At 56.6% G+C, this 21,184-nt stretch carries 23 protein-coding genes and 1 pseudogene; all 24 read left to right on the top strand.

Annotated elements, in window-relative coordinates:
- Positions 1-14: 14 nt before the first annotated feature.
- On the top strand, positions 15-473 hold the full coding sequence (locus IRT44_RS16520; protein ID WP_171564646.1) for a flagellar basal body-associated FliL family protein: 459 nt from the start codon (positions 15-17) through the stop codon (positions 471-473).
- A gap of 39 nt (positions 474-512) precedes the next feature.
- Positions 513-1,508 (top strand): flagellar motor switch protein FliM, encoded by a 996-nt coding sequence (gene fliM, locus IRT44_RS16515; RefSeq protein ID WP_171564647.1) that lies wholly within the window; start codon positions 513-515, stop codon positions 1,506-1,508.
- Positions 1,501-2,829: a flagellar motor switch phosphatase FliY gene (gene fliY / locus IRT44_RS16510; RefSeq protein ID WP_171564648.1), complete on the top strand. Its 1,329-nt coding sequence runs from the start codon at positions 1,501-1,503 to the stop codon at positions 2,827-2,829. Before fliM ends, fliY begins: the two co-directional genes overlap by 8 nt.
- A 38-nt stretch (positions 2,830-2,867) precedes the next feature.
- Positions 2,868-3,230: a response regulator gene (locus IRT44_RS16505; protein ID WP_029098958.1), complete on the top strand. Its 363-nt coding sequence runs from the start codon at positions 2,868-2,870 to the stop codon at positions 3,228-3,230.
- 41 nt (positions 3,231-3,271) lie between these two features.
- Positions 3,272-3,910 (top strand): flagellar biosynthetic protein FliO, encoded by a 639-nt coding sequence (locus IRT44_RS16500; RefSeq protein ID WP_230077022.1) that lies wholly within the window; start codon positions 3,272-3,274, stop codon positions 3,908-3,910.
- A pseudogene (gene fliP, locus IRT44_RS16495) lies at positions 3,907-4,667 on the top strand (flagellar type III secretion system pore protein FliP). The gene IRT44_RS16500 and the pseudogene fliP overlap by 4 nt, the downstream one beginning before the upstream one ends.
- 34 nt (positions 4,668-4,701) lie before the next feature.
- The gene (fliQ, locus tag IRT44_RS16490; RefSeq protein ID WP_029098961.1) at positions 4,702-4,971 is read left to right on the top strand and encodes a flagellar biosynthesis protein FliQ; all 270 of its coding nucleotides are present in this window, start codon (positions 4,702-4,704) and stop codon (positions 4,969-4,971) included.
- Positions 4,972-4,977: 6 nt separating this feature from the next.
- The gene (fliR, locus tag IRT44_RS16485) at positions 4,978-5,763 is read left to right on the top strand and encodes a flagellar biosynthetic protein FliR (RefSeq protein WP_216369253.1); all 786 of its coding nucleotides are present in this window, start codon (positions 4,978-4,980) and stop codon (positions 5,761-5,763) included.
- Positions 5,760-6,857 (top strand): flagellar biosynthesis protein FlhB, encoded by a 1,098-nt coding sequence (gene flhB, locus IRT44_RS16480; RefSeq protein ID WP_230077021.1) that lies wholly within the window; start codon positions 5,760-5,762, stop codon positions 6,855-6,857. The genes fliR and flhB overlap by 4 nt, the downstream gene beginning before the upstream one ends.
- A 22-nt stretch (positions 6,858-6,879) precedes the next feature.
- A complete protein-coding gene (gene flhA / locus IRT44_RS16475; protein ID WP_171564652.1) occupies positions 6,880-8,922 on the top strand; it encodes a flagellar biosynthesis protein FlhA in 2,043 nt (680 codons plus the stop codon).
- The gene (flhF, locus tag IRT44_RS16470) at positions 8,919-10,217 is read left to right on the top strand and encodes a flagellar biosynthesis GTPase FlhF (protein WP_230077020.1); all 1,299 of its coding nucleotides are present in this window, start codon (positions 8,919-8,921) and stop codon (positions 10,215-10,217) included. Before flhA ends, flhF begins: the two co-directional genes overlap by 4 nt.
- Positions 10,218-10,222: 5 nt before the next feature.
- Complete coding sequence (locus IRT44_RS16465) at positions 10,223-11,089, top strand: MinD/ParA family protein (protein ID WP_230077019.1); 867 nt, start codon at positions 10,223-10,225, stop codon at positions 11,087-11,089.
- Between the two features lie 29 nt (positions 11,090-11,118).
- Positions 11,119-12,300 (top strand): protein-glutamate methylesterase/protein-glutamine glutaminase, encoded by a 1,182-nt coding sequence (locus IRT44_RS16460; RefSeq protein ID WP_230077018.1) that lies wholly within the window; start codon positions 11,119-11,121, stop codon positions 12,298-12,300.
- A gap of 20 nt (positions 12,301-12,320) precedes the next feature.
- Complete coding sequence (locus IRT44_RS16455) at positions 12,321-14,366, top strand: chemotaxis protein CheA (RefSeq protein ID WP_230077017.1); 2,046 nt, start codon at positions 12,321-12,323, stop codon at positions 14,364-14,366.
- Positions 14,367-14,381: 15 nt separating this feature from the next.
- The gene (locus tag IRT44_RS16450) at positions 14,382-14,858 is read left to right on the top strand and encodes a chemotaxis protein CheW (protein WP_212132459.1); all 477 of its coding nucleotides are present in this window, start codon (positions 14,382-14,384) and stop codon (positions 14,856-14,858) included.
- A 5-nt stretch (positions 14,859-14,863) separates the two neighbouring features.
- Entirely contained in the window at positions 14,864-15,490 is a 627-nt protein-coding gene (locus tag IRT44_RS16445; RefSeq protein ID WP_171564658.1) for a chemotaxis protein CheC, read from the top strand.
- Positions 15,477-15,962: a chemotaxis protein CheD gene (locus IRT44_RS16440; protein ID WP_230077016.1), complete on the top strand. Its 486-nt coding sequence runs from the start codon at positions 15,477-15,479 to the stop codon at positions 15,960-15,962. Before IRT44_RS16445 ends, IRT44_RS16440 begins: the two co-directional genes overlap by 14 nt.
- Before the next feature lie 2 nt (positions 15,963-15,964).
- On the top strand, positions 15,965-16,330 hold the full coding sequence (locus tag IRT44_RS16435; RefSeq protein WP_230077015.1) for a hypothetical protein: 366 nt from the start codon (positions 15,965-15,967) through the stop codon (positions 16,328-16,330).
- A 17-nt stretch (positions 16,331-16,347) separates the two neighbouring features.
- Entirely contained in the window at positions 16,348-17,136 is a 789-nt protein-coding gene (locus IRT44_RS16430; protein WP_171564661.1) for a FliA/WhiG family RNA polymerase sigma factor, read from the top strand.
- Positions 17,137-17,198: 62 nt separating this feature from the next.
- On the top strand, positions 17,199-18,617 hold the full coding sequence (locus IRT44_RS16425; RefSeq protein ID WP_230077014.1) for a flagellar assembly protein A: 1,419 nt from the start codon (positions 17,199-17,201) through the stop codon (positions 18,615-18,617).
- Between the two features lie 40 nt (positions 18,618-18,657).
- Positions 18,658-18,996 (top strand): hypothetical protein, encoded by a 339-nt coding sequence (locus IRT44_RS16420; RefSeq protein WP_212132458.1) that lies wholly within the window; start codon positions 18,658-18,660, stop codon positions 18,994-18,996.
- Between the two features lie 35 nt (positions 18,997-19,031).
- A complete protein-coding gene (locus tag IRT44_RS16415) occupies positions 19,032-19,535 on the top strand; it encodes a DUF6115 domain-containing protein (RefSeq protein WP_230077013.1) in 504 nt (167 codons plus the stop codon).
- A complete protein-coding gene (locus tag IRT44_RS16410; protein WP_212132457.1) occupies positions 19,528-20,148 on the top strand; it encodes a DNA polymerase III subunit gamma/tau in 621 nt (206 codons plus the stop codon). The genes IRT44_RS16415 and IRT44_RS16410 overlap by 8 nt, the downstream gene beginning before the upstream one ends.
- Before the next feature lie 289 nt (positions 20,149-20,437).
- On the top strand, positions 20,438-21,148 hold the full coding sequence (gene rpsB / locus IRT44_RS16405; protein WP_029098978.1) for a 30S ribosomal protein S2: 711 nt from the start codon (positions 20,438-20,440) through the stop codon (positions 21,146-21,148).
- Positions 21,149-21,184 lie beyond the last annotated feature (36 nt).

Raw genomic sequence — 21,184 nt, 5'->3', positions numbered from 1 at the left:
GGGAGGCACGTGTGATGTTTCAAAACCGGTTGTTTAACATGGCACTTATCATCATCATCGCGATTTCGCTTCTGGGTGTCGTATCCTTCGTTCTCTGGCAGACGTACCTGTCCCCAGCAGCACAAACCGCAAGCCATGGTGAAGAAAAGGGGGTACGGGCTCTCACGGCTAAAGAACTGGAGGCATACTCCGTGGATACCGGAGAAATCACGACCAATCTGCTCTCCGACAACTACATTATTGTTCGCTTTACGATAACGGCGGACAGTTCAGATGCCAAGGAAGAACTGCAGCAGCGCCTGCCCCAGGTCAACCAGATCATCATCAAGACACTGGCCGGCCTGTCCCCCGAAGACATCAAAGGAACAGAAGGCGTCAACAAACTGGAAGCCAAGATCATGAACGAAATCAGTGCGCTCATGCAGGAAGGAAAAATCGTACAGGTGCTGACGACGAAGCGCGTCTTGTCGTAAGCCACGATGGATGTATACATAGCTGGGAGGTGACGACACATGGCCGAGGTTCTCTCACAAAGTGAGATTGACGCGTTGTTGGCCGCGCTCTCGTCGGGAGAGATGGATGCCAACGAGCTGAAAAAAGAAGAGTCTGAGCGAAAGGTAAAAGTATACGACTTTAAACGGGCCTTGCGTTTTTCCAAAGATCAGATCCGCGGCCTGACGCGCATTCACGAAAACTACGCGCGGCTGTTGACGACGTATTTTTCCGCTCAGCTTCGTACCTTCGTGCAAATTACGGTTGCCTCCGTCGACCAATTGCCGTATGACGAGTTTATTCGCTCCATTCCCAAAATGACCATCCTCAACATTTTTGAGGCGCCGCCATTGGAAGGGCGCATGGTATTGGAAGTGAATCCGAACATCGCATACACCATGCTGGATCGGCTTCTCGGCGGACAGGGAACGATTCCGGACAAGATGGGGGCGTTGACGGAAATTGAGACAACTGTCATGGAACGGGTGTTCAGCAAGGCGCTGGATACGTTTCATGAGGCATGGAAGCAGATCATCGAGCTTGATCCGTACATGGAAGGGCTGGAAATGAATCCGCAGTTCATGCAGATCGTTTCCCCCAATGAAATTGTTGCGGTCATCTCGTTCAGCACGAAGATCGGAGACACCACGGGCATGATCAACCTCTGCCTGCCCCATGTCGTGCTGGAGCCGATCATGCCGAAACTGTCCGGGCAGTATTGGTTTTCCAAGCAGAAGAAGAACAGGGACGAAGAAGAGCGGCTGCGCGTGGAGGAGCGGGTGAAGACGGCCAAGCTGCCGGTGATCGCCGAGCTGGGCACGGCCACCATCACGGTGGGCGAGTTCTTGCAGTTGCAGCCGGGTGATGTAATTCAGCTCGACCAGCTCATCGAGAACAAGCTGAAAATCCGGGTGGGCAATCGCCTGAAGTTCCTTGGACAACCCGGTACACATAAAGGGCGTGTAGCCGTGCAGATCGAAGAAGTCCTCGAGGAAGGGGAGGAGAACAATGACTAGAGACATGCTTTCGCAGGAAGAGATTGACGCGCTGCTCCGCGCGAACAATCTGGTTGAGGAGGAAGAGGAAGTAGAAGAAGTTTCGAGCGCTCCCAACGTCGCTGAATTCCTGTCCGAGTTTGAGCAGGACGCGCTCGGTGAAATCGGCAACATCTCCTTCGGAAGCGCTGCAACGGCTCTTTCCACGTTGTTGAACCAAAAAGTGGACATCACCACGCCGACGGTTTCGATGGTTCATGTCCACGACCTGGAGAAGGAATTTCCCATCCCGCACGTCGCCGTTCACGTCGAGTACACAGACGGCTTCAAGGGAATCAATCTGCTGGTGGTGCGGATGGAAGACGCTGCGGTGATCGCCGACCTGATGATGGGCGGTTCCGGCCGGCCAGAGTCCACTGAGTTGACAGAAATGCACATCAGCGCGGTGCAGGAAGCGATGAACCAGATGATGGGGTCAGCCGCCACGTCGATGTCCACCATCTTCAACCAGATGGTGAACATCTCGCCGCCCGGGATTGACATCATGGATTTGGCCAAGGGCAAGGACGGGCATAAATTCACCGAAGATGACACGCCGCTTGTCAAGGTGTCTTTCCGGCTGAAAGTAGGGGAACAAGGTGAGCTGATCGACTCCAACATCATGCAGCTGCTGCCGCTCTCCTTCGCTCGTGAAATGATCAACAGGCTGACCGGCGGTTCTGCAAGCGAGCTGGAAGCGGCCGCGGCTGCGACGGAAATGCCCGCACTGAGCGTGTCGGCTCCACAGCAGGAGGTACAACAGGACGCTCCCGCTGCAGAGCAGATGCCGCCGCAGCAACCGGTGCAACCCCCGCAAGCTCCTCCGGCCGGTTATGCGCCGATGGGATATCCGGGACAGCCCATGTACCCGAACGCTTACCCACAGGGAATGCCCGCAGGCTATCCGCCCTATCCGCCTCAGTATGCAGGGCAGCAAGTGCCGTCCGCCCCGCAGCATCTGGGTGGACAACCGAGCAACCAGGCCAATGTGAAACCGGCCCAATTTGCGCCGTTTGGAGGTGACCCGATGATTTCCGCTGACGGACAAAATCTGAATCTGTTGATGGACATTCCTCTGCAAGTGACCGTTGAACTGGGACGGACGAAAAAACTGATCAAGGAAATTCTCGACCTGTCCGCCGGCTCGATCATCCAACTGGACAAGCTGGCAGGCGAACACGTCGACATCCTGGTCAACAACAAGCTGATTGCCAAAGGGGAGGTCGTCGTGATTGACGAAAATTTTGGCGTGCGCGTCACAGACATCATCAGCCAGTGGGACCGCGTACAAAAATTACAATGAATCATCAAATCACCGGATAAAAAAGGAGGAGCTTACTTATGTCCAACAAAGTACTCGTTGTCGATGACGCAGCGTTCATGCGCATGATGATCAAGGAAATCCTGTCCAAAAACGGATACACCGTGGTAGGCGAAGCGAGCGACGGTGCGCAGGCGGTGGAGAAGTACAAAGAGCTGGGACCGGATCTGGTGACGATGGACATTACCATGCCGGAGATGGACGGCATCACTGCACTGAAGGAGATCAAGAAAATCGATCCGAACGCCCGTGTCATCATGTGCTCGGCAATGGGGCAGCAGGCGATGGTCATTGATGCGATTCAGGCGGGCGCCAAGGATTTTATCGTCAAGCCGTTCCAGGCTGATCGCGTGCTGGAAGCGATCAAGAAAACGCTGGGCTAATGATGAAGTTTTTCCGGAAACCAGGGGCGCGTCTCATCTGGGTGTATTGCATCATCGCTGCGATTGTCGCTTCCCTTCCGGCTTCCGCACTGGCAGAGGAAGACTCCGTAGCAGACGCCCTGCGCAAAGGAACACTCTCTCCCGGTGCGCCCGCCGGCGGCCCAGAGCCGGCGGCCATACCCGGCAGTGAGACAGGCAGCATGTGGGGCTATCTGTTTCAGGTGATCTTTTCACTCGGGGTGATCGTCGTCCTGATCTATCTGCTGCTTCGTTTTCTCGGCCGGCGGCAGATGGGACAGGCGCATGGTCCGATCAAAGTGATCAGTGCGGCTCCGCTGGGCAACGGCAAGACGATCCAACTGGTGATGATCGGGGAGTCGCTGTACCTGCTCGGCGTGGGAGAGAACGTTCAGCTGCTCAAGCAGATTCCACCAGGGGAAGAGGCAGACCTCATCCTGGCAGAAGCGGAGATCAAGCCGCCGCTTGCCGGTTTTTCGCTCGATTGGCTGCCGTTTGGCCGAAAGCGGCAGACAGAAGACGAAGAAATACACCTGTCGGATGCGGACGGGCGTACGTTTGCAGAACTGCTGCGCAAGCAGTGGAACGATCTCGACAAGCGGTCCGATCAGACGGGGACCTGGGTGGAGAAGCAAGGTCATGACAGAGGGGATCGAGGATGAAACAACTATTCCAGCTCCTGGTGATCGCTGCGGTGCTGCTGGCGATACCGGAATGGGCGGCGGCAGCGCCTGCCAATGTGCCGCTCGTACCTACCATCGATCTGAAGATTGGCGGAGGCAGCGGAACGCCGCAAGAAACCTCCTCGGCGGTACAGATTCTGCTGATATTGACGGTCTTGTCCGTAGCGCCTGCCATCCTGCTGTTGATGACCAGCTTCACGCGGATCGTGGTCGTGCTGTCCTTCGTCCGCAACGCGCTGGCTACGCAGCAGATGCCGCCCAATCAGGTGCTGATTTCGCTGGCGCTGTTCATGACGTTTTTCATCATGGCGCCCACGCTGGCAAAGGTAAACGAGACGGCGGTACAACCGTACATGCAGGGCAAAATGACCCAACAGCAAGCGCTGGAAGCGGCGGTCGTTCCGTTCAAGGAATTTATGGCCAAGCAGACGCGGGAAAAAGATTTGGCGCTCTTTTTGTCGTACACGAAAGCAGAAAGGCCCAAGACAATTCAGGACATTCCGCTGAGCGCGCTCGTGCCGGCGTATGCCATCAGCGAATTGAAGACCGCATTTCAAATCGGCTTCATGATTTTCATTCCGTTTCTCGTCATCGACATGATCATTTCCAGCATCCTGATGGGCATGGGGATGATGATGCTGCCCCTGTGATGATTTCGCTGCCGTTCAAGATATTGCTGTTCATCATGGTGGACGGATGGTATTTGGTCGTGAAATCACTATTGGCCAGTTTCTGACATCCGGCCGACAAGCCAGCCTAGGAGGGAGAGCATGACACAAGAATTTTTGATGCAAATCGCCCAAAGCTCCGTATACACCATCCTGCTGGTGACGGCACCGGCGCTGGGCGTCGGCATGCTGGTCGGCTTGCTCGTCAGCATTTTTCAGGCAACCACACAAATTCAAGAACAGACGCTGGCATTCATCCCGAAAATTGTCGCCATCTTCGTCACGATTTTGGCCGTCGGGCCGTGGATGCTGCGGGTGATGCTGGAGTTCACGATGGGGATCTTCGGCAATCTGCACCGCTTTGTGGGATAGATAAAAATGATAGCTGCAATCATGCTTCATCTACCTGTTTTGCTGCTGGTGTTTGTCAGGATGACCGCGTTTTTCGTCTCGGCTCCGTTTTTCTCGGTGCGCGGCGTGCCCAATCCGTACAAGATCGGCCTGGCTTTTGTCCTGGCGCTGATCAGTTTCAGCTACGTGCCGGTCCAGGGGCAGATTCCGCTGGATCTCACCTTTGTGCTCTACGCGGTCAAGGAAGCGCTGGTCGGCCTGATTCTCGGCGTGATATGCGAGCTGATGTACGTCACCGTCCAGGTTGCCGGCGGATTGATGGACATGCAAATGGGGCTGGCGATGGCCAACGTGATCGACCCGCGCACCGGCGCCTACGTGCCGCTGACGGGCAACTTCAAGAACATCCTGGCGATGCTTTATTTGTTGAGCATCAACGGCCATCACGTGTTGATCCAAGGGATTCTTGCCAGCTATCAGGCGATTCCGCTTGACAAGATGTGGGCTGCGTTTGGCAGTGAGCAAGTGATGTGGATGGCCGTCAAGGTGTTTCGCGACATGTTTCTCAGTGCCTTTCTGATTGCAGCGCCGATCGTGGTCGCCATTTTTCTGGTCGATCTCTCTCTTGGAATTATCGCCAAATCGGTCCCGCAATTTAATATCTTTGTGGTGGGATTGCCCATCAAATTGCTCGCCAGCTTTCTGATGCTGATCGTGGTCATGCCCGCATTTTTGCTGACGTTGAACGGCTTGTTTGAAAAAATGTTTCGGGCGCTTGCGGAAATGATGAAGTGGCTCGGAGGCGCAGCATGAAACGACTTGCCTTTTTGTATCCGGTCGATCTGCAGTATTTCAACGGCGAAAAGACGGAAAAGGCGACACCGAAAAAGCGGCAGGACGCGAGAAAGAAAGGGCAGGTCGCCAAAAGCGCGGACTTGTCCCCGTCCGTCAGCCTGACCGCGACGTTTCTCATGCTGATTGTGCTGGGGTCGTCCATGTTTCACACGTTCCAGAATCTGCTGCGGGAGTCGCTCGTCACCTACACGAGCTGGCAGGTGAACGAGGAAAATCTGCGGGTCATTTTCTATCAGCTTGCCTTTGAAGCCGTGAAAATCGTCGGACCGGTTCTGGGCGTGGTGTTTTCCGTCGCCGTTCTCGTCAATTACATGCAGGTGGGCTGGCTGTTTACCACCGAACCGCTGCGGATCAAGCTGGACAAGCTGAATCCCGTACAGGGGCTGAAACGGCTGTTCAGCCTGCGCTCCGTGGTGGAACTGTTCAAATCGCTGTTAAAAATCAGCGCGGGCATTCTCGTTGCGTTCATGATCTTGTGGGAGACCAAGGACGAGCTGGTGCAGCTCTCACTGAAGCCGCTGGGAGCAGCGCTCTCACTGACAGCTTCGGAAGCGACCAAACTGGGGCTGTACATCGGCATGACGCTGGTGGTCCTGGCTGTTCTGGACTACGCGTACCAGCGCTACGAACATGAAAAGAGCCTGCGCATGTCCAAACAGGACATCAAGGATGAATTCAAACAGGCGGAAGGGGACCCCTTGATCAAAGGGAAAATCCGCGAGCGTCAGCGGAGCATGGCCATTCGCCGGATGATGCAGGAGCTGCCGAAAGCGGACGTGGTCATCACCAACCCGACGCACTTCGCTGTTGCCATCCGGTACGACGCAAGCGAGATGAGCGCCCCCACAGTCATCGCCAAAGGGCAGGATTACCTCGCGCTGAAAATCAAGGAAATCGCCCAAAAACATCGCATCATCACCATGGAAAACAAGCCCTTGGCCAGGGCTCTCTACAGTCAAGTCGAGATCGGCCAACAAATTCCCGAAGAGTTGTTCAAAGCGGTCGCGGAAGTTCTCGCGTACGTGTACAAGCTGCAAGGGAAAGTGAAATAAGCAAAAGAAAGGAGGATGCACGGTGGGATTCAGATTCAAAGAGCTGGGTACCGTTTTGTTCGTCATCAGCATTGTCGTCATGATGGTGATCCCACTGCCGTCTGAACTTTTGGATTTGCTCTTGATCCTGAACATCTCCCTTGCATTGACGATTCTGCTCGTCTCGATGTACACAAAGGAAGCCCTGCAATTTTCCATCTTTCCCACGGTGCTCCTGATCACCACGCTCTTCCGCCTGGCGCTGAATGTATCGACGACGCGGAACATTCTCTCGCACGCCGATGGCGGAAAGGTCATCGAAGCGTTCGGCAGTTTCGTCGTCGGCGGCAATCAGGTGGTGGGGTTTGTCGTCTTCCTGATTCTCGTCGTCATCCAGTTCATCGTGATCACCAAAGGCTCGGAGCGCGTGGCGGAAGTGGCCGCCCGCTTCACGCTGGACGCGATGCCGGGGAAACAGATGAGCATTGACGCCGACCTGAACGCCGGGATGATTACCGAGGCGGAAGCGCGCGCCCGCCGCAAAAAGATCGAGGACGAAGCTGACTTTTACGGCGCCATGGACGGTGCCAGCAAATTCGTCAAAGGGGACGCGATCGCCGGCATCATTATTTTCATCGTCAACATCATCGGCGGCTTCATCATCGGGATGGTTATTCACGATCTGAGTTTTGCCGAATCGGCTTCCCGATTCACCACCATGTCCGTCGGCGACGCGCTGGTCAGCCAGATTCCGGCTCTCCTGATTTCGACGGCGACGGGTATCATCGTCACTCGTGCCACTTCCGGCGACGGGCTGGGCGAAGATATTAGCAACCAGTTGTTCAGCTACCCCCGCCTGCTGTTGATCGTGGCTGGCGGCATCACCCTGTTAGGCCTGCTGACGCCAATCGGACTGCTGCCGGTGGTGCCAGTAGCGGGACTGCTCGGGTTCGCCGGATGGAAGATGAACAAGAAGCAGAAAGTGGAGCAGGAAGAGACGGCCCAACAGGAAGAGGAACAGCAGATCGAGGAAGTGCGCAGTCCCGAGAGTGTGGTCAACCTGCTGCAGGTGGACCCGATCGAGTTCGAGTTTGGTTACGGCCTGATTCCGCTTGCCGACGCCAAACAAGGCGGCGACCTGCTGGATCGCGTCATCATGATCCGTCGACAGATCGCGCTGGAACTGGGGATCGTCGTGCCGGTAATCCGCATTCGCGACAATATCCAACTGCGTCCCAACGAGTACATAATCAAAATCAAAGGAAACCAGGTCGCCAAGGGAGAGATCCTCTTGGATCACTATCTGGCGATGAGTCCCGGTTTCGAAGACGATGCGGTTGTCGGTATCGAAACGGTCGAACCGGCGTTTGGACTGCCTGCATTGTGGGTAACAGAAGAAAATAAGGAGATTGCCGAACTGTCCGGTTATACCGTGGTCGATCCGCCGTCCGTCGTCGCCACCCATCTGACGGAAGTGATCAAGCGGCACGCCCACGAGCTGCTCGGCCGCCAGGAGACGCGCTCCCTCATCGACAATGTACGGGAGACGGCGCCTGTGCTGGTGGACGAACTGATTCCGGGCACGCTGTCGATCGGCGACGTGCAGAAAGTGCTGCAAAAACTGCTCCGGGAAAAGGTGTCGATTCGCAATCTGCCGGTCATTTTGGAAGCGCTGGCCGATCACGCGGTCTACACCAAAGATCCGGACGTGCTGACGGAGTACGTGCGCCAAGCGTTGTCCCGCCAACTTACGCTGCAATACACCGAGCCCGGACAGCCGCTGCGGGTGATCACTGCAGGCCCTGGACTGGAAAAGGCCATCTCCGAGCGAATCGAGCAGTCTGAGCAGGGAACCTACCTGGCCATGGACCCGGAGACGTCCCAGCGGATTTACCAGAGCATGTCGGCGGAAGTGAGCAAAATGGTCAATGCCGGCCAGCAGCCGATCATTCTCGCCTCTCCGGCGATTCGCATGTACCTGCGGCAGCTGATGGAGCGGATGATGCCGGATGTGCCTGTCTTGTCTTACAGCGAGCTGGAGCCGCATGTTGAAGTGCAAAGCGTAGGGATGGTGAACCTGACGTGAGAGTGAAGCGCTACGTTGTCGATTCCATGCCGGACGCCCTGGAGAAAATCCGGATTGACCTGGGGAAGGACGCCATCATCCTCAACTCCAAGCCGATCCGAACTGGTGGACTGTTCGGATTGTTCACAAAGCAGCGGATCGAAGTGGTGGCCGCCGTTGATGACAAAGGGGCCGAGCGGGCAGCGAGCGCCTCTCCCGCCAGCCAGCCGGACCCCTCTGCCTTGCCGCAGACAGGCAGCTACGCCGCCAAGCAGGCCTATCAAAAAGCGGCGACGGTGACTGCTGGACAGGCGACAGCAGAATCAGAGCCTCCCGGCATCGATACTCGGCTGACGCATGAAGCGGCTGCTGACTCCGCTCGTCAGGCTGCCTCCCGTCCCGACCACTCGCAGGCAAAGCGAGCCCCTTCCATGGCAGCTGCTGCCGACAGCAAGCAGTTGGCGGACGAAGTGCGGGATATGCGGCAGGTCTTTGACAAGCTGTTGGTCAACGGCCTCAGCAGCCAACTGCCGCCTGCAATCCAGGCGGTTCAGGCGCATCTCGTCAGGCAGGAGGTCGCAGAAGAGGTGACGGCGGACATCATCCGCCAGGTGCTCCTGCACGGTGAGCCGTCTGCTCAGTGGACGGAAGAAGAGGCGAAGCGAGCCGCTGCGCGGATTATCGCTGAACGGGTGGAACAGGCATCGCCTATGCCGTCACGAATCGAGTCTGGCGTCAGGTACGCTTTCTTTTTTGGGCCAACCGGGGTGGGAAAAACCACCACCATTGCCAAACTGGCGGCAGACAGCATGCTGAAAGACAAGCGGCGGATCGGATTCATCACGGCGGACACGTACCGAATTGCCGCCGTCGAGCAGTTGAAGACGTACGCCAACATCTTGAACGTGCCGCTTGAAGTGATCTTCTCGCCAAAAGAAATCGTCCAGGCGAAGGAGCGGTTGAGCGGATGCGATCTGATTTTTGTCGATACGGCCGGCCGCAATTTCCGCAACGACGAATACGTGCAGGGAATTCGGGAGCTGTTGCGGCATGATGCGGACTGCCTCAATTTCCTGGTGCTCAGTCTGACCGCCAAGTACAGCGACATCAAGGCGATCATCCGCAACTTTGATGACGTGCCCGTTTCCAGGGTGATCTTTACGAAGGCGGATGAGACGGAAGCGTACGGGGCGATGTTGAATGTGGCATATGAGACCGGTCTTCCCTTCTCGTACATCACGACAGGTCAAAACGTCCCGGACGACATCGTGGCCGCCACCCCAGCATTGGTAGCCAACATGATCATGGGAGATTAACGCACATGCACGACCAAGCCGAACGACTGCGCGCACGCATGCAACAGAACAACGTCTCCCGGCAGACCCGGCTGATTACGGTCACCAGCGGCAAAGGGGGCGTCGGCAAGTCCAACTTCAGCCTCAACTTTGCCCTCGGCCTGCAAGAAAAGGGACACAAACCAATCCTGTTCGACCTCGATCTGGGATTGGCCAATCTGGATGTGCTGATGGGGATATCGCCCAAGCGGCATTTGCTGCATCTGCTGCAGCCGGACATGACCGTATGGGACATCATGGAAAGGGGACCGGGCGAGCTGGATTTTATCGCCGGCGGGTCCGGCTTTGCCAAGCTCTTGCAGTTGGACGACGCCAAACTTGACCTGCTGTTTGCCCGTCTGCAGCCGCTGCAGGGCTATGCGGACACGATCATCTTTGACACCGGTGCGGGCATCTCCAACGAATCGCTGCGGTTCATGCTGTCGTCCGACGAGGTGATTCTCGTTACGACACCGGAGCCGACGGCGATCACCGATGCCTACGCCGTGATCAAGATGCTTCACTTCTACAATCCCCGCACGACGATCCGGCTGGTGGTCAACCGCGTCACTTCCGCCCGGGAAGGGACGATGACCGCCCAAAAGCTGGTGATGGTGGCCAAACGGTTTCTCAACATGGACGTCCATCCGTTGGGATTTGTACTGGACGACCCTCACGTTTCCAAAGCGGTGAAACTGCAGCGGCCCTTTTTGCTTGCCTTTCCGCACGCGCAGGCGTCCAGGGATATCCGTCATCTTTCGGCCGTCTACCTGGGAAAAGAGGCGGGGGGAAGGCAGTCTCTTCCGGCTGGGATCGGAGGCTTTTTGCAGAAGCTGAGACGCTTTATTCGGTAGGCAACAGGAGAAGGAAGGAGCAGCAGCGGATGAACAAGATTCGAGTTCTCGTCACCGACGATTCTGCCTTTATGCGTAAAGTCATCACAGACATCTTACATAGCGATCCTGACATTGAAGTGGTTGACCGAGCCAAGAACGGACTCGAATGTCTTGAAAAAGTAAAGCAGCTCCATCCCGATGTCGTTACGCTCGACATTGAAATGCCGGTCATGAACGGGCTGGATGCGCTGGAACGTCTGATGAACGAACACCCCGTCCCGGTCGTGATGCTCAGCAGTCTGACCAGGGAAGGGGCGGAAGCGACGATCCACGCGCTGGAACTGGGCGCGGTAGACTTCGTGACCAAACCGTCCGGTCCCATTTCGCTCGATCTGCACAAAGTGGCCGAACGGCTGATCGAAAGGGTGAAAGCGGCGACACAGGTGAACGGGCGTCTGCGAAGACCGCTGGGCAGGCCCGGCACCACGTTCCCTATGCGCTCACCTTTGTTCAAGCAAAAGACAGCGTGGACGCTGGCAGCCCAACCGGGCACAGGCACACCGGGTCGTACGGCTTCGGGCACCAGCCATCCGGGAACGGCTGATTCCCGTGTTACGCCGCCGGCGTCTGCAATCCCGCGCCGAGCGTCAGCCGTCTCCAAGCTGGTTGTACTGGGGACGTCCACAGGGGGGCCAAAAGCGCTGCAAACGGTGTTGACCGCCCTCCCGTCCGACTTTCCGGCGCCGATTCTCATCGTCCAACACATGCCGGCCGGTTTTACCAAATCGCTCGCGCAGCGGCTGGATTCGCTTTGCGCCATCCATGTGACGGAAGCAACAGACGGAGAATGGATACAGCCAGGGACGGCGTATATCGCGCCAGGCGGCTTTCATCTGGAAGTGGTTCAGGTGAGCGGTGGGGGATTGAAAACACGACTGCAACAAGAAGAACCGCGGGGTGGACACCGTCCTTCCGTTGACGTTCTGTTTGAATCGGCCAGCCGATTGACAAATGTAGACAAATGGGCAATCATCATGACAGGCATGGGAAATGATGGGACAAAAGGCCTGGGCCGAATGAGAGAGGCGGGACGCGTGATCAGCATTGTCGAAGACGAGTCGACATGTGTCGTTTTCGGAATGCCGCGGGCTGCCATTCAGGCGGGCCTTGCCGACAACATCGTTCCTTTGGACCGGATAGCCGAAACGTTGTGTAAGCTGTTGCATTGATTATGGGAGGTGGATCACCCGTGGACATGAATCAATACCTGGACATGTTTATCGAAGAGTCAAAGGAACACCTGCAGGCGATCAACGCCAATTTGCTCCTGTTGGAGAATGATCCGGAGAACATCCAGATCGTCAACGAAATCTTCCGTTCCGCCCATACGCTGAAGGGAATGTCGGCCACCATGGGGTTTGAGGACATGGCAAGCCTCACGCATGAGACGGAAAACGTGCTGGACATGATCCGCAACCACAAGCTGACAATTACCAGCGATATCATGGACGTCATCTTTCAGAGCGTCGATTTGATCGAGAGCATGGTGATGAACATCATGGAAGGCGGCGACGGTTCCGCAGATGTTTCCACTCTGGTGAAAAAGCTGCGTGCCATCGTGGCGGGCGATTTTTCCGCTGTGGAGACGGCTGCGGTGGTGGAGGCTGCCCCCGCCGGAAATGAAGCTGCCGGATCAGAGAGGCAGTACGACCTGGACGAGTTTGCCCTCACCGTTTTGAAGCAGTCCAAGGACGTGGGCCACAATCTGTTCTGGATCAAGGTGACGCTTGACGAAGGATGCGTGCTGAAGGCGGCCCGCGCCTACATGGTGTTTGATCAGCTGGAGTCGATGGGCGACGTGATCAAGTCGACGCCGGCGGTGGAAGAGATTGAGAACGAACGGTTTGACCGTTCGTTTGAACTGGTGTACGTCACGATGCAGCCGGCCGACAAGATCCGCCAAACCATCACCAACATTTCAGAAATCAGCGATGTGGAGCTGGAGCCGCTGCAGTTGCAAGAACCGGCTGCCAAAGCCGAGCAGGAAGTAAAGCAGGCGAAAGAGCAGGCGGCAGCCAGTGCAGCGCCGGCGGTTGAGAAAAAACCGGACGCACCGGCAGGCGGTATGAAAAAGGTGTCCGCCGGGGGCAAGACGATTCGCGTGGATATCGAGCGGCTGGATGTGCTGATGAACCTGTTCAGCGAGCTGGTGATTGACAGGGGACGGCTGGAGCAGTTGGCACGCGAGATCGGCAAGAGCGAACTGCAGGAGACCGTCGAACACATGAGCCGCATCAGCGGCGACCTGCAGAACATCATTCTGACCATGCGTATGGTGCCGGTTGAGCAGGTCTTTAACCGCTTCCCGCGGATGGTGCGCGATTTGGCGAAAGAATTAAACAAAAAAGTAAATTTGGAAATTTATGGAGCGGAAACTGAGCTGGACCGCACCGTGATCGACGAGATCGGAGACCCATTGGTGCACCTCCTGCGCAATTCGCTCGACCATGGCATCGAATCGCCGGAGGAACGGAAAAAGGCGGGCAAGCCGGAAGAGGGGACCATCTGCCTTCGCGCGTACCACAGCGGCAACCACGTCTTCATCGAGGTGAAGGACGACGGGGCCGGCATCAACAAGGAGAAGGTTCTGAAAAAAGCGATCGAGCGGGGCATCGTCAATCCCGCCAATGCCGACAACATGACGGACAAGCAGATTTTCGAGCTGCTGTTTGCATCCGGTCTGAGCACGGCTGAGGTCATCTCTGACATCTCCGGCCGAGGAGTCGGCCTGGATGTAGTGAAGTCCAAAATTGAATCGCTGGGCGGCAGCGTCAGCGTTGACTCCGTCCGCGGCCAGGGCACCACGTTCCTCATCCAGCTTCCGCTCACCCTGTCCATCATCTCGGCGATGCTGGTACAGGTGCAAAACGAGAAGTACGCTGTTCCGCTCAGCTCGATCATCGAGACCGCTGTATTCCGCAAAGATGAGATCATGATGGCGCATCAGCAGCAGGTGATCGATTTCCGCGGCAGGGTGGTTCCCCTCGTCTCGCTGAAGGACATCTTCCAGGTGCCCGACGCAGGAGTGGGCAGTGAGGACGAAGTGGCCGTCGTAATCGTTCGCAAGGGAGAAAAAATGGCCGGCCTGGTGGTCGATTCCTTCATCGGTCAGCAGGAGATTGTGCTGAAATCACTGGGCAAATACCTGGTGAACGTCTTTGCCATCTCCGGTGCGACGATCCTCGGCGACGGACAGGTTGCACTGATTATCGATTGCAACGCACTGATCAAGTAAAGGGAGGCGCAGCCCATGCTGGAGCAAAAAGAAATCACAGGCGAAGTAAAAGTCATTGTTTTTCGGTTGAAAGACGAAGAGTACGGCGTTGAGGTGAACCAGGTCAAGTCGATTGAAAAATTGGAGCATATCACTCGAGTTCCGCGCACGCCCAAGTTTGTCAAAGGGGTCATCAACCTGCGCGGCGTGGTGACGCCGATCATTGACCTGCGCAGCCGTTTCGGCCTGGAGGAGACAGCCTACGGCGAATCGACCCGGATCATCATCGTAGGGGTGGGTGAGCTGGAAGTGGGGCTGATCGTCGACGCGGCCAACGACGTGATCGACATCCCGATCGATGCCATCGAGCCGCCGCCGGAAGTGGTCGGCGGCGTGGAAGCGGCATATCTGCGGGGTGTGGCCAAGCTGGAGAAACGCCTCCTGATCCTGCTCAACCTCGACAAGGTGTTGAGCAACGAAGAAATCAGGCAATTGGACGCGCTTGAGGGATAAGTGCGATGAATTACTTTGCCAAGTTTGGAGACTTTCAATTCGACGTGCTGCGCGAGGTGGGCAACATTGGCGCCGGCCATGCCGCTACGGCACTCTCCAAGCTCATACAAAAAGAAATTGACATGAATGTGCCGAAGGTCAGTGTGATCCCGTTTGATGAGGTGGCCGATTGTGTCGGCGGTTCCGAGGCGATTGTCGTGACGGTGTACCTTCGCGTGGAAGGGGATTGCCCCGGCAACATGTTCTTTATCCTGGACATGGAGTCCGCACGCAGCCTGCTGCGGCAGATGACAGGTGCGGATAAGGACGTGTACGAATGGACCGATTTCGAGTATTCCGCCCTGCACGAAATCGGCAATATCCTGACCGGGTCGTATCTGTCGTCGCTGGCCGACTTCACCAATCTGAGCATGCAGCCTTCCGTGCCGGCGCTGGCCATCGACATGGCCGGAGCGATCCTCAGCCACGGGTTGATCGAGCTCGGGCATACGGGTGACGTCGCCCTGACGATAGACACCGCCTTTTTTGAAGGAAACGATCGGGTGAAAGGCCACTTTTTTCTGATACCGGACCCGGATTCGTTGAAAACACTATTTGATTCATTAGGAGTTCCGTTCGATGGAGATCATTAGAATCGGCATGGCAGACTTGGGCGTGGCAAAATCTCCGGACCGGTTGCGCACGACTGGATTGGGATCGTGCGTCGGAGTTGTGCTGTATGACGTCGTGCACAAGGTGGGCGGGATGGCCCATGTGATGCTGCCCGAATCGTCTTTGGGAAAAGGCGGGCAGATCACGGTGGGGAAATACGCGGATACGGCGATTCCCCGATTGATTCAGGAGATGGAGCGGGCAGGCGCGTCGGTCCGCCACATGGTGGCCAAGATGGCGGGCGGTGCGCAGATGTTCGCGGCTTTGGGCAACTGCGATACGATGCGGATTGGTCCGCGCAACGTAGAGGCCTGCAAGAGGGCGCTCCAATCCGCGCAGATCAGGATTGTGGCTGAGGATACTGGCGGCAATTGCGGAAGGACGATCGAATTCGACACGTCTACGGGCATTCTCCAGATTCGGACCGTAAATCAAGGTGTGAAGGAAGTATAGGTATGTGGGGAACCATTTGGCTGAACACAGGAATCGGTTTGCTCGGCTTCGTCATGACGCTGGCCACGGCGTTGGGAGGAAACACCTGGCTTGTCTCGCTGGAGCGGGCCTTTATGGCTTTCATTCTCTTTTTTCTCGTGGCGTTTCCCCTGCGCTGGCTGCTGGCAAGGGGCATGGATACATCGGAGGCCGCCACGGGCAAGGCTGCAGCGGAAGAAACGGATGCCTCACCGGAGAGCGGGGAACAGCGGACCGCTTTGGACGATGAACCGTTTACGCCGCTGAACACAAACCAGATCGACCGAATTGCACCAGTTCAAGATCCCGCTGTCGTTGCGGATGTTGTCAGGCGGTTAACTGATGAGTAAAGGTTGGTGACTGATTCGTGGCACGGCTTACCAATCAGGAGAAGGCAAGACAGTTCGATAAATGGGTGATGTGGAAGCAGGAAGGCAGTCGCGAGGCGGAGGAGGACCTGGTGAACCAGTACCTCCCGCTCGTCGACAAGGTTGCCAGTCGTTTGGCTGGCAACCTGCCGGCCAATGTGGACAAGGACGATCTGATCAGTTACGGCCGCTTTGGCCTGCTGGATGCGCTGGCCAAGTTTGACCATACGCGCGGTCTGCAATTTGAGACCTACGCGATGTGGCGCATTCGCGGCGCAATGATTGATGGACTGCGGGAAAACGACTGGATTCCGCGGACAATTCGGGACAAGGCCAAGAAGATCGAAGAGGCCTATTCCTACCTGGAACAGGAGAAGCTCCGCACGCCCACTGAAGGGGAAGTGTCCCAGTATCTGGGCATCTCCGAGAAGGAACTGCGCCAGGTTCACTACGAGACCTCCCTGGCATCGATGATCTCCATTGATGAAGCGGTCGGCGAAGAAGACGAACAAAAGACCGCACGTCATTCCTACATCATCGATGAAGTGACGCCCAGTCCGGAATACGTGGCGGAAACCGCCGGGTTGAAGGAGGTTCTGGTCGGCGTCATCGACAAGCTGCCGGAAAAAGAACGGTTGGTCGTCTCGCTGTTCTACTTTGAAGAACTGTCCTTGTCAGAGATTGCCGAAGTGATGAATCTCTCTCCGTCCCGCATCTCGCAGCTTCATTCCAAAGCGATTTCCCGCATGCGCTCAGCTCTGTCGCGATGGAAATCGCAGTTGATGTAGGACTGGACAGGAGTGGGGATTGCAGAAAGAGAGCAATCCATGGTTTTGAGGGGGCAATAAAGATGGAAGAGACAGGGAACATCAGACTGGAAGTGAACATCTCTCCCGACAAGCTGGAGGCAAGGGTCACGTTGGTCGTCCCCGACGAGGGGCGGGGTGGCCCTATCCTCATTACGGAAAAAGACGTGCGTGATGCCCTGCACGCGAAAAATGTGACATACGGCGTATTAGACAGCGTCATCAGCGAACTGGTCGGCAATCCTGACAAATTCGCCAATGTTCCGGTCACCGTCGCCCGCGGCACACCGCCGGTTCCCGGGCTCGACGGAAAAATCGAGTATCCATTTCTGACGCTGCTGCATGGTGACAAACGGCCCAAAGAGTTGGATGACGGGCGAGTGGATTACTACAGCATCACCAATATTCCCAACGTGGCCAAAGGACAGTTGCTGGCTGCCAAGACGCCGCCAACACCTGGGACGCCGGGGACGGCCGTGACAGGCGAGCCCATTGCGCCGAAGGACGGCAGGGAAGTCATGATCAAGCCGGGCAAAAACGTGGTGATGAATCAGGAACGGACGCTGCTCTACGCCGCCATCGACGGCCAGGTGTCGTTTACGGAGAACGACAAGGTGAATGTCTTTCCCGTGTTTGAAGTGAACGGAGATGTAGACTTTCACGTCGGCAACATCGACTTCGTGGGAACGGTGGTCATTCGCGGGAACGTCCCGACAGGGTTCAGGGTAAAGGCGTCCGGCGATATCCGCGTGTTCGGCAGCGTGGAGGGAGCTGAGCTGGAGGCAGGGGGCTCGATCGAAATTCGCAACGGCATCGTCGCTCAGGACAAGGGACATGTGGTGGCCGGCTACAATGTAAAGACATCCTATATCCAGAACGCGAACGTCACCGCCGGCAATCAGGTGCTGGTGTCGCAGAGCATCATGTTTTCCCAGGTCCGGGCCGGAAAGCAGATCATCTGCAACGGAACCAAGGGGTTTATCATCGGCGGCCTGCTGCAGGCGGGGGAAAAGATCGCGGCTCGCGTCATCGGCAATGCGAGCGCGACCCCGACCATACTGGAAGTGGGCGTCAAACCGGAGCTCAGAAAGGAACTGTCTTCGATCACCAAGGAACTGCAAAACGTGTACGAAAATTTACGCAAAACGGATCAGGGGCTGGGCGTCCTCAATCAAATGCTGCAGGCCGCCGGCGAACTGCCTCCGGAAAAACGAACGATGCAGATCAAGCTGACCAATACGCGTCTCGTGCTGGAGAAAGAGGTAAAGAAACTGGAGGCGCGAAAAAAAGAACTGGAACAGGAATTGGAAGGGGACGCGTCGGCTGCCGTGGAAGTGTACAACCTGATGTATCCCGGTATCAAGCTGGTGTTTGGCAAACTGGTGCGCTTCATCAAACAGGAGTTCTCCCGTACCCGGTTTATCGCGCTGGAGGGGGAAATCACCACTTCCCATCTCATCTGACGCAGCATGATGGGAAACGGGTTGAAGGAGTTGAGTCCGGATGAGTTTGAAAGCGGTTGAATGGCAGGTGTCAGTGCCGCGGAGCCCGGAGATCGGCCGCATTCAGGAACATGATCAGCAGAGGACCGTGCACCAGCAGCAGTGGCAGACGGATGACCGAAAACTGACGGATCAGCAGATGCGCCAGCGCCCCACTGACGTCAACGAGACGGAAAAAAACATGATTCGGGAACGAGAGCAACAGCAAAAGCGAAAAAAGCAAGCCGATTCCGGCGCGGAACTAAACGAAGCGAAGGATGGGACGGATCAGGGCAGTACGTCGGACGGCGTGCTGATGCGTGATCCGCTGCGCGGAAGGTTTATCGACATCTCATTGTAAACATCCGAGACAAGATGGGAGCACAGGTGACTTCAATGGATCTTCCTTATTATATTCTGATGGGTGCAGGAGCGCTGATTATGGCAGCGGCGTTCCTGAGCAAACGGAAACAGACGGCCGCCTCTGTTGAAACCGCGCCGAACGAGGCGTGGGACAAGGCTGACATGGAAAAAAGCCTGCAGCGGTTTCTGAACCAAATCAGGCACGAACAGAAAGCGACGGAAGGCAGATGGACGCAAGCACATGCGGAACTCGCGAAAGAGGTGGCGGAACTGAAGCAGCACTTGGCCCGTATGGAAAGCGAATGGTCCGCATGGAGCGCTGCGGGACAAGCAGCGGATGCAGAGGCTCCGCGTACAAGTGAAGCGGTAGCAGCCGATGTGTTTGCTCTTCAGGAGCGCTATCGGCGCGTTTTTGAACTGCGGCAGGAGGGATTGTCCTCCGATGAAATCGCCAAAAGGCTGGGAGCCGGGCAGGGCGAGATCGAATTGATTCTCTCGCTGGCCGGTTCTCATGAGCGAGGGAAGGCCGATGAGTAAGCGTGAATGGTTGTTTGGGTTTGGCGCCGGTCTGTTTGTGGCATCGGCCGTTCTGGGAGCGGTGCAACATGCTGCTCCTGCCTCTTCTGCTTCGCTGACCAAGGAACAGGTAAAGCAGGCGGCTGAGGCTTTGCAGATGGTGATCCTGTCCAAAGCCGAGTACGACCGCTTGCGACAGGAGCAGAACGTCTCGCTTCCGTCTGCGGCGTCGCCGAAGCAGCCGCAGACACCCTCTGTAACGGCACCGACACAGCCCAAAACGCAATCGCCTCGACCACCTGAGGACAACAGCGGGCCGCAGCCGCCGTCCACACCCGCCCCGGCTGCTGCCGGTGATTCGTCCAAACCGGGCGGGAACACCGCCAATTCCACTCCGTCGGCACCGAAGCCGCCGGCAGCGACCGTCACGGTTCAGGTCCCGTACAGGGCCACCGCCGAAGGTGTCGCCCGCTCGATGGTGGAAGCGGGTGTTCTCAAGGCCGACAACACACTGGTGGAGACGCTGCGCGCACAGAACAAACTGAACCGGATTCGCGTCGGGACCTATCAGATCCCGGTAGGTGCAAGCGAAGCGGAGATCGTCCGGATTATCACTACACCGCCTGCGAAGTAAGGCGGTGTTTTTTTGGGGGACAGGCCGCCGTCTGCCATCCCGTTTGCGCGCGGCCCGGGCCGGTGCCCGGCGGGCGAATGACGCCTCGAACAGGAGAGGAACAATTTTGCAAAAAACAAAGGAATCGTTTGTTGCATTTGAAAGTGCCATATGATATATTCATTAACGGTGTTGAATTCGCACGTCCACCAATTCCGACAACGGTGCTGCCAATCGGCAGTCTTGTCCGGAAGATGCGGTGAGGCGGAGGTAGGCATCGCTAAAAACCAATCTGAAGGAGGTGTGAAATATGGCAGTTATTTCGATGAAACAGCTGCTCGAGGCTGGTGTTCACTTCGGTCACCAAACTCGTCGCTGGAATCCGAAAATGGCTCGCTATATCTTCACCGAACGCAATGGTATCTACATTATCGACCTGCAAAAAACCGTTAAGAAAGTAGAGGAAGCGTACAACTTCGTGCGTGAACTCGCTGCAAACGGCGGCAAAATGCTCTTCGTGGGCACGAAGAAGCAAGCGCAGGAATCCGTGAAAGAAGAAGCGGAACGCACTGGTCACTACTACATCAACCAACGTTGGTTGGGCGGCACGCTGACCAACTTCGCTACCATCAAAAAGCGTACAGCTCGTCTGGCTGAGCTGAACCGCATGGAAGAAGACGGCACCTTCGACGTACTGCCGAAGAAAGAAGTTATCGTGCTGCGCAAGGAAAAAGAGCGCCTGGAGAAATTCCTCGGCGGTATCGCGAACATGGAAGAACTGCCGGACGCCCTGTTCGTCATCGACCCGCGCAAAGAGCGCATCGCTGTAGCGGAAGCTCGCAAGCTGGGCATCCCGATCGTGGCGATTGTCGATACCAACTGCGATCCGGACGAAATCGACTACGTCATTCCGGGTAACGACGACGCGATCCGCGCCGTGAAACTGCTCACCTCCAAAATGGCTGACGCTCTGCTGGAAGGCAGCCAAGGCGGAGAACAACAAACCACAACAACTGCGTAAGCAAGTGTTAAGAGGGTGGACTGAGGGTTTCAGAAC

It is taken from the genome of Brevibacillus sedimenti, from assembly GCF_020923495.1.
GTDB classification, from domain to species: domain Bacteria; phylum Bacillota; class Bacilli; order Brevibacillales; family Brevibacillaceae; genus Brevibacillus; species Brevibacillus aydinogluensis.
Note: the sequence above shows the minus strand (reverse complement) of the source record. Positions and strands in the feature narration are given on the sequence as shown.

Coding starts and splice junctions, on each gene's coding strand:
- IRT44_RS16520 (WP_171564646.1), top strand. CDS start 15: ATGTTTCAAAACCGGTTGTTTAACATGGCACTTATCATCATCATCGCG.
- fliM (WP_171564647.1), top strand. CDS start 513: ATGGCCGAGGTTCTCTCACAAAGTGAGATTGACGCGTTGTTGGCCGCG.
- fliY (WP_171564648.1), top strand. CDS start 1,501: ATGACTAGAGACATGCTTTCGCAGGAAGAGATTGACGCGCTGCTCCGC.
- IRT44_RS16505 (WP_029098958.1), top strand. CDS start 2,868: ATGTCCAACAAAGTACTCGTTGTCGATGACGCAGCGTTCATGCGCATG.
- fliQ (WP_029098961.1), top strand. CDS start 4,702: ATGACACAAGAATTTTTGATGCAAATCGCCCAAAGCTCCGTATACACC.
- fliR (WP_216369253.1), top strand. CDS start 4,978: ATGATAGCTGCAATCATGCTTCATCTACCTGTTTTGCTGCTGGTGTTT.
- flhB (WP_230077021.1), top strand. CDS start 5,760: ATGAAACGACTTGCCTTTTTGTATCCGGTCGATCTGCAGTATTTCAAC.
- IRT44_RS16465 (WP_230077019.1), top strand. CDS start 10,223: ATGCACGACCAAGCCGAACGACTGCGCGCACGCATGCAACAGAACAAC.
- IRT44_RS16460 (WP_230077018.1), top strand. CDS start 11,119: ATGAACAAGATTCGAGTTCTCGTCACCGACGATTCTGCCTTTATGCGT.
- IRT44_RS16450 (WP_212132459.1), top strand. CDS start 14,382: ATGCTGGAGCAAAAAGAAATCACAGGCGAAGTAAAAGTCATTGTTTTT.
- IRT44_RS16445 (WP_171564658.1), top strand. CDS start 14,864: ATGAATTACTTTGCCAAGTTTGGAGACTTTCAATTCGACGTGCTGCGC.
- IRT44_RS16440 (WP_230077016.1), top strand. CDS start 15,477: ATGGAGATCATTAGAATCGGCATGGCAGACTTGGGCGTGGCAAAATCT.
- IRT44_RS16435 (WP_230077015.1), top strand. CDS start 15,965: ATGTGGGGAACCATTTGGCTGAACACAGGAATCGGTTTGCTCGGCTTC.
- IRT44_RS16425 (WP_230077014.1), top strand. CDS start 17,199: ATGGAAGAGACAGGGAACATCAGACTGGAAGTGAACATCTCTCCCGAC.
- IRT44_RS16420 (WP_212132458.1), top strand. CDS start 18,658: ATGAGTTTGAAAGCGGTTGAATGGCAGGTGTCAGTGCCGCGGAGCCCG.
- IRT44_RS16415 (WP_230077013.1), top strand. CDS start 19,032: ATGGATCTTCCTTATTATATTCTGATGGGTGCAGGAGCGCTGATTATG.
- IRT44_RS16410 (WP_212132457.1), top strand. CDS start 19,528: ATGAGTAAGCGTGAATGGTTGTTTGGGTTTGGCGCCGGTCTGTTTGTG.
- rpsB (WP_029098978.1), top strand. CDS start 20,438: ATGGCAGTTATTTCGATGAAACAGCTGCTCGAGGCTGGTGTTCACTTC.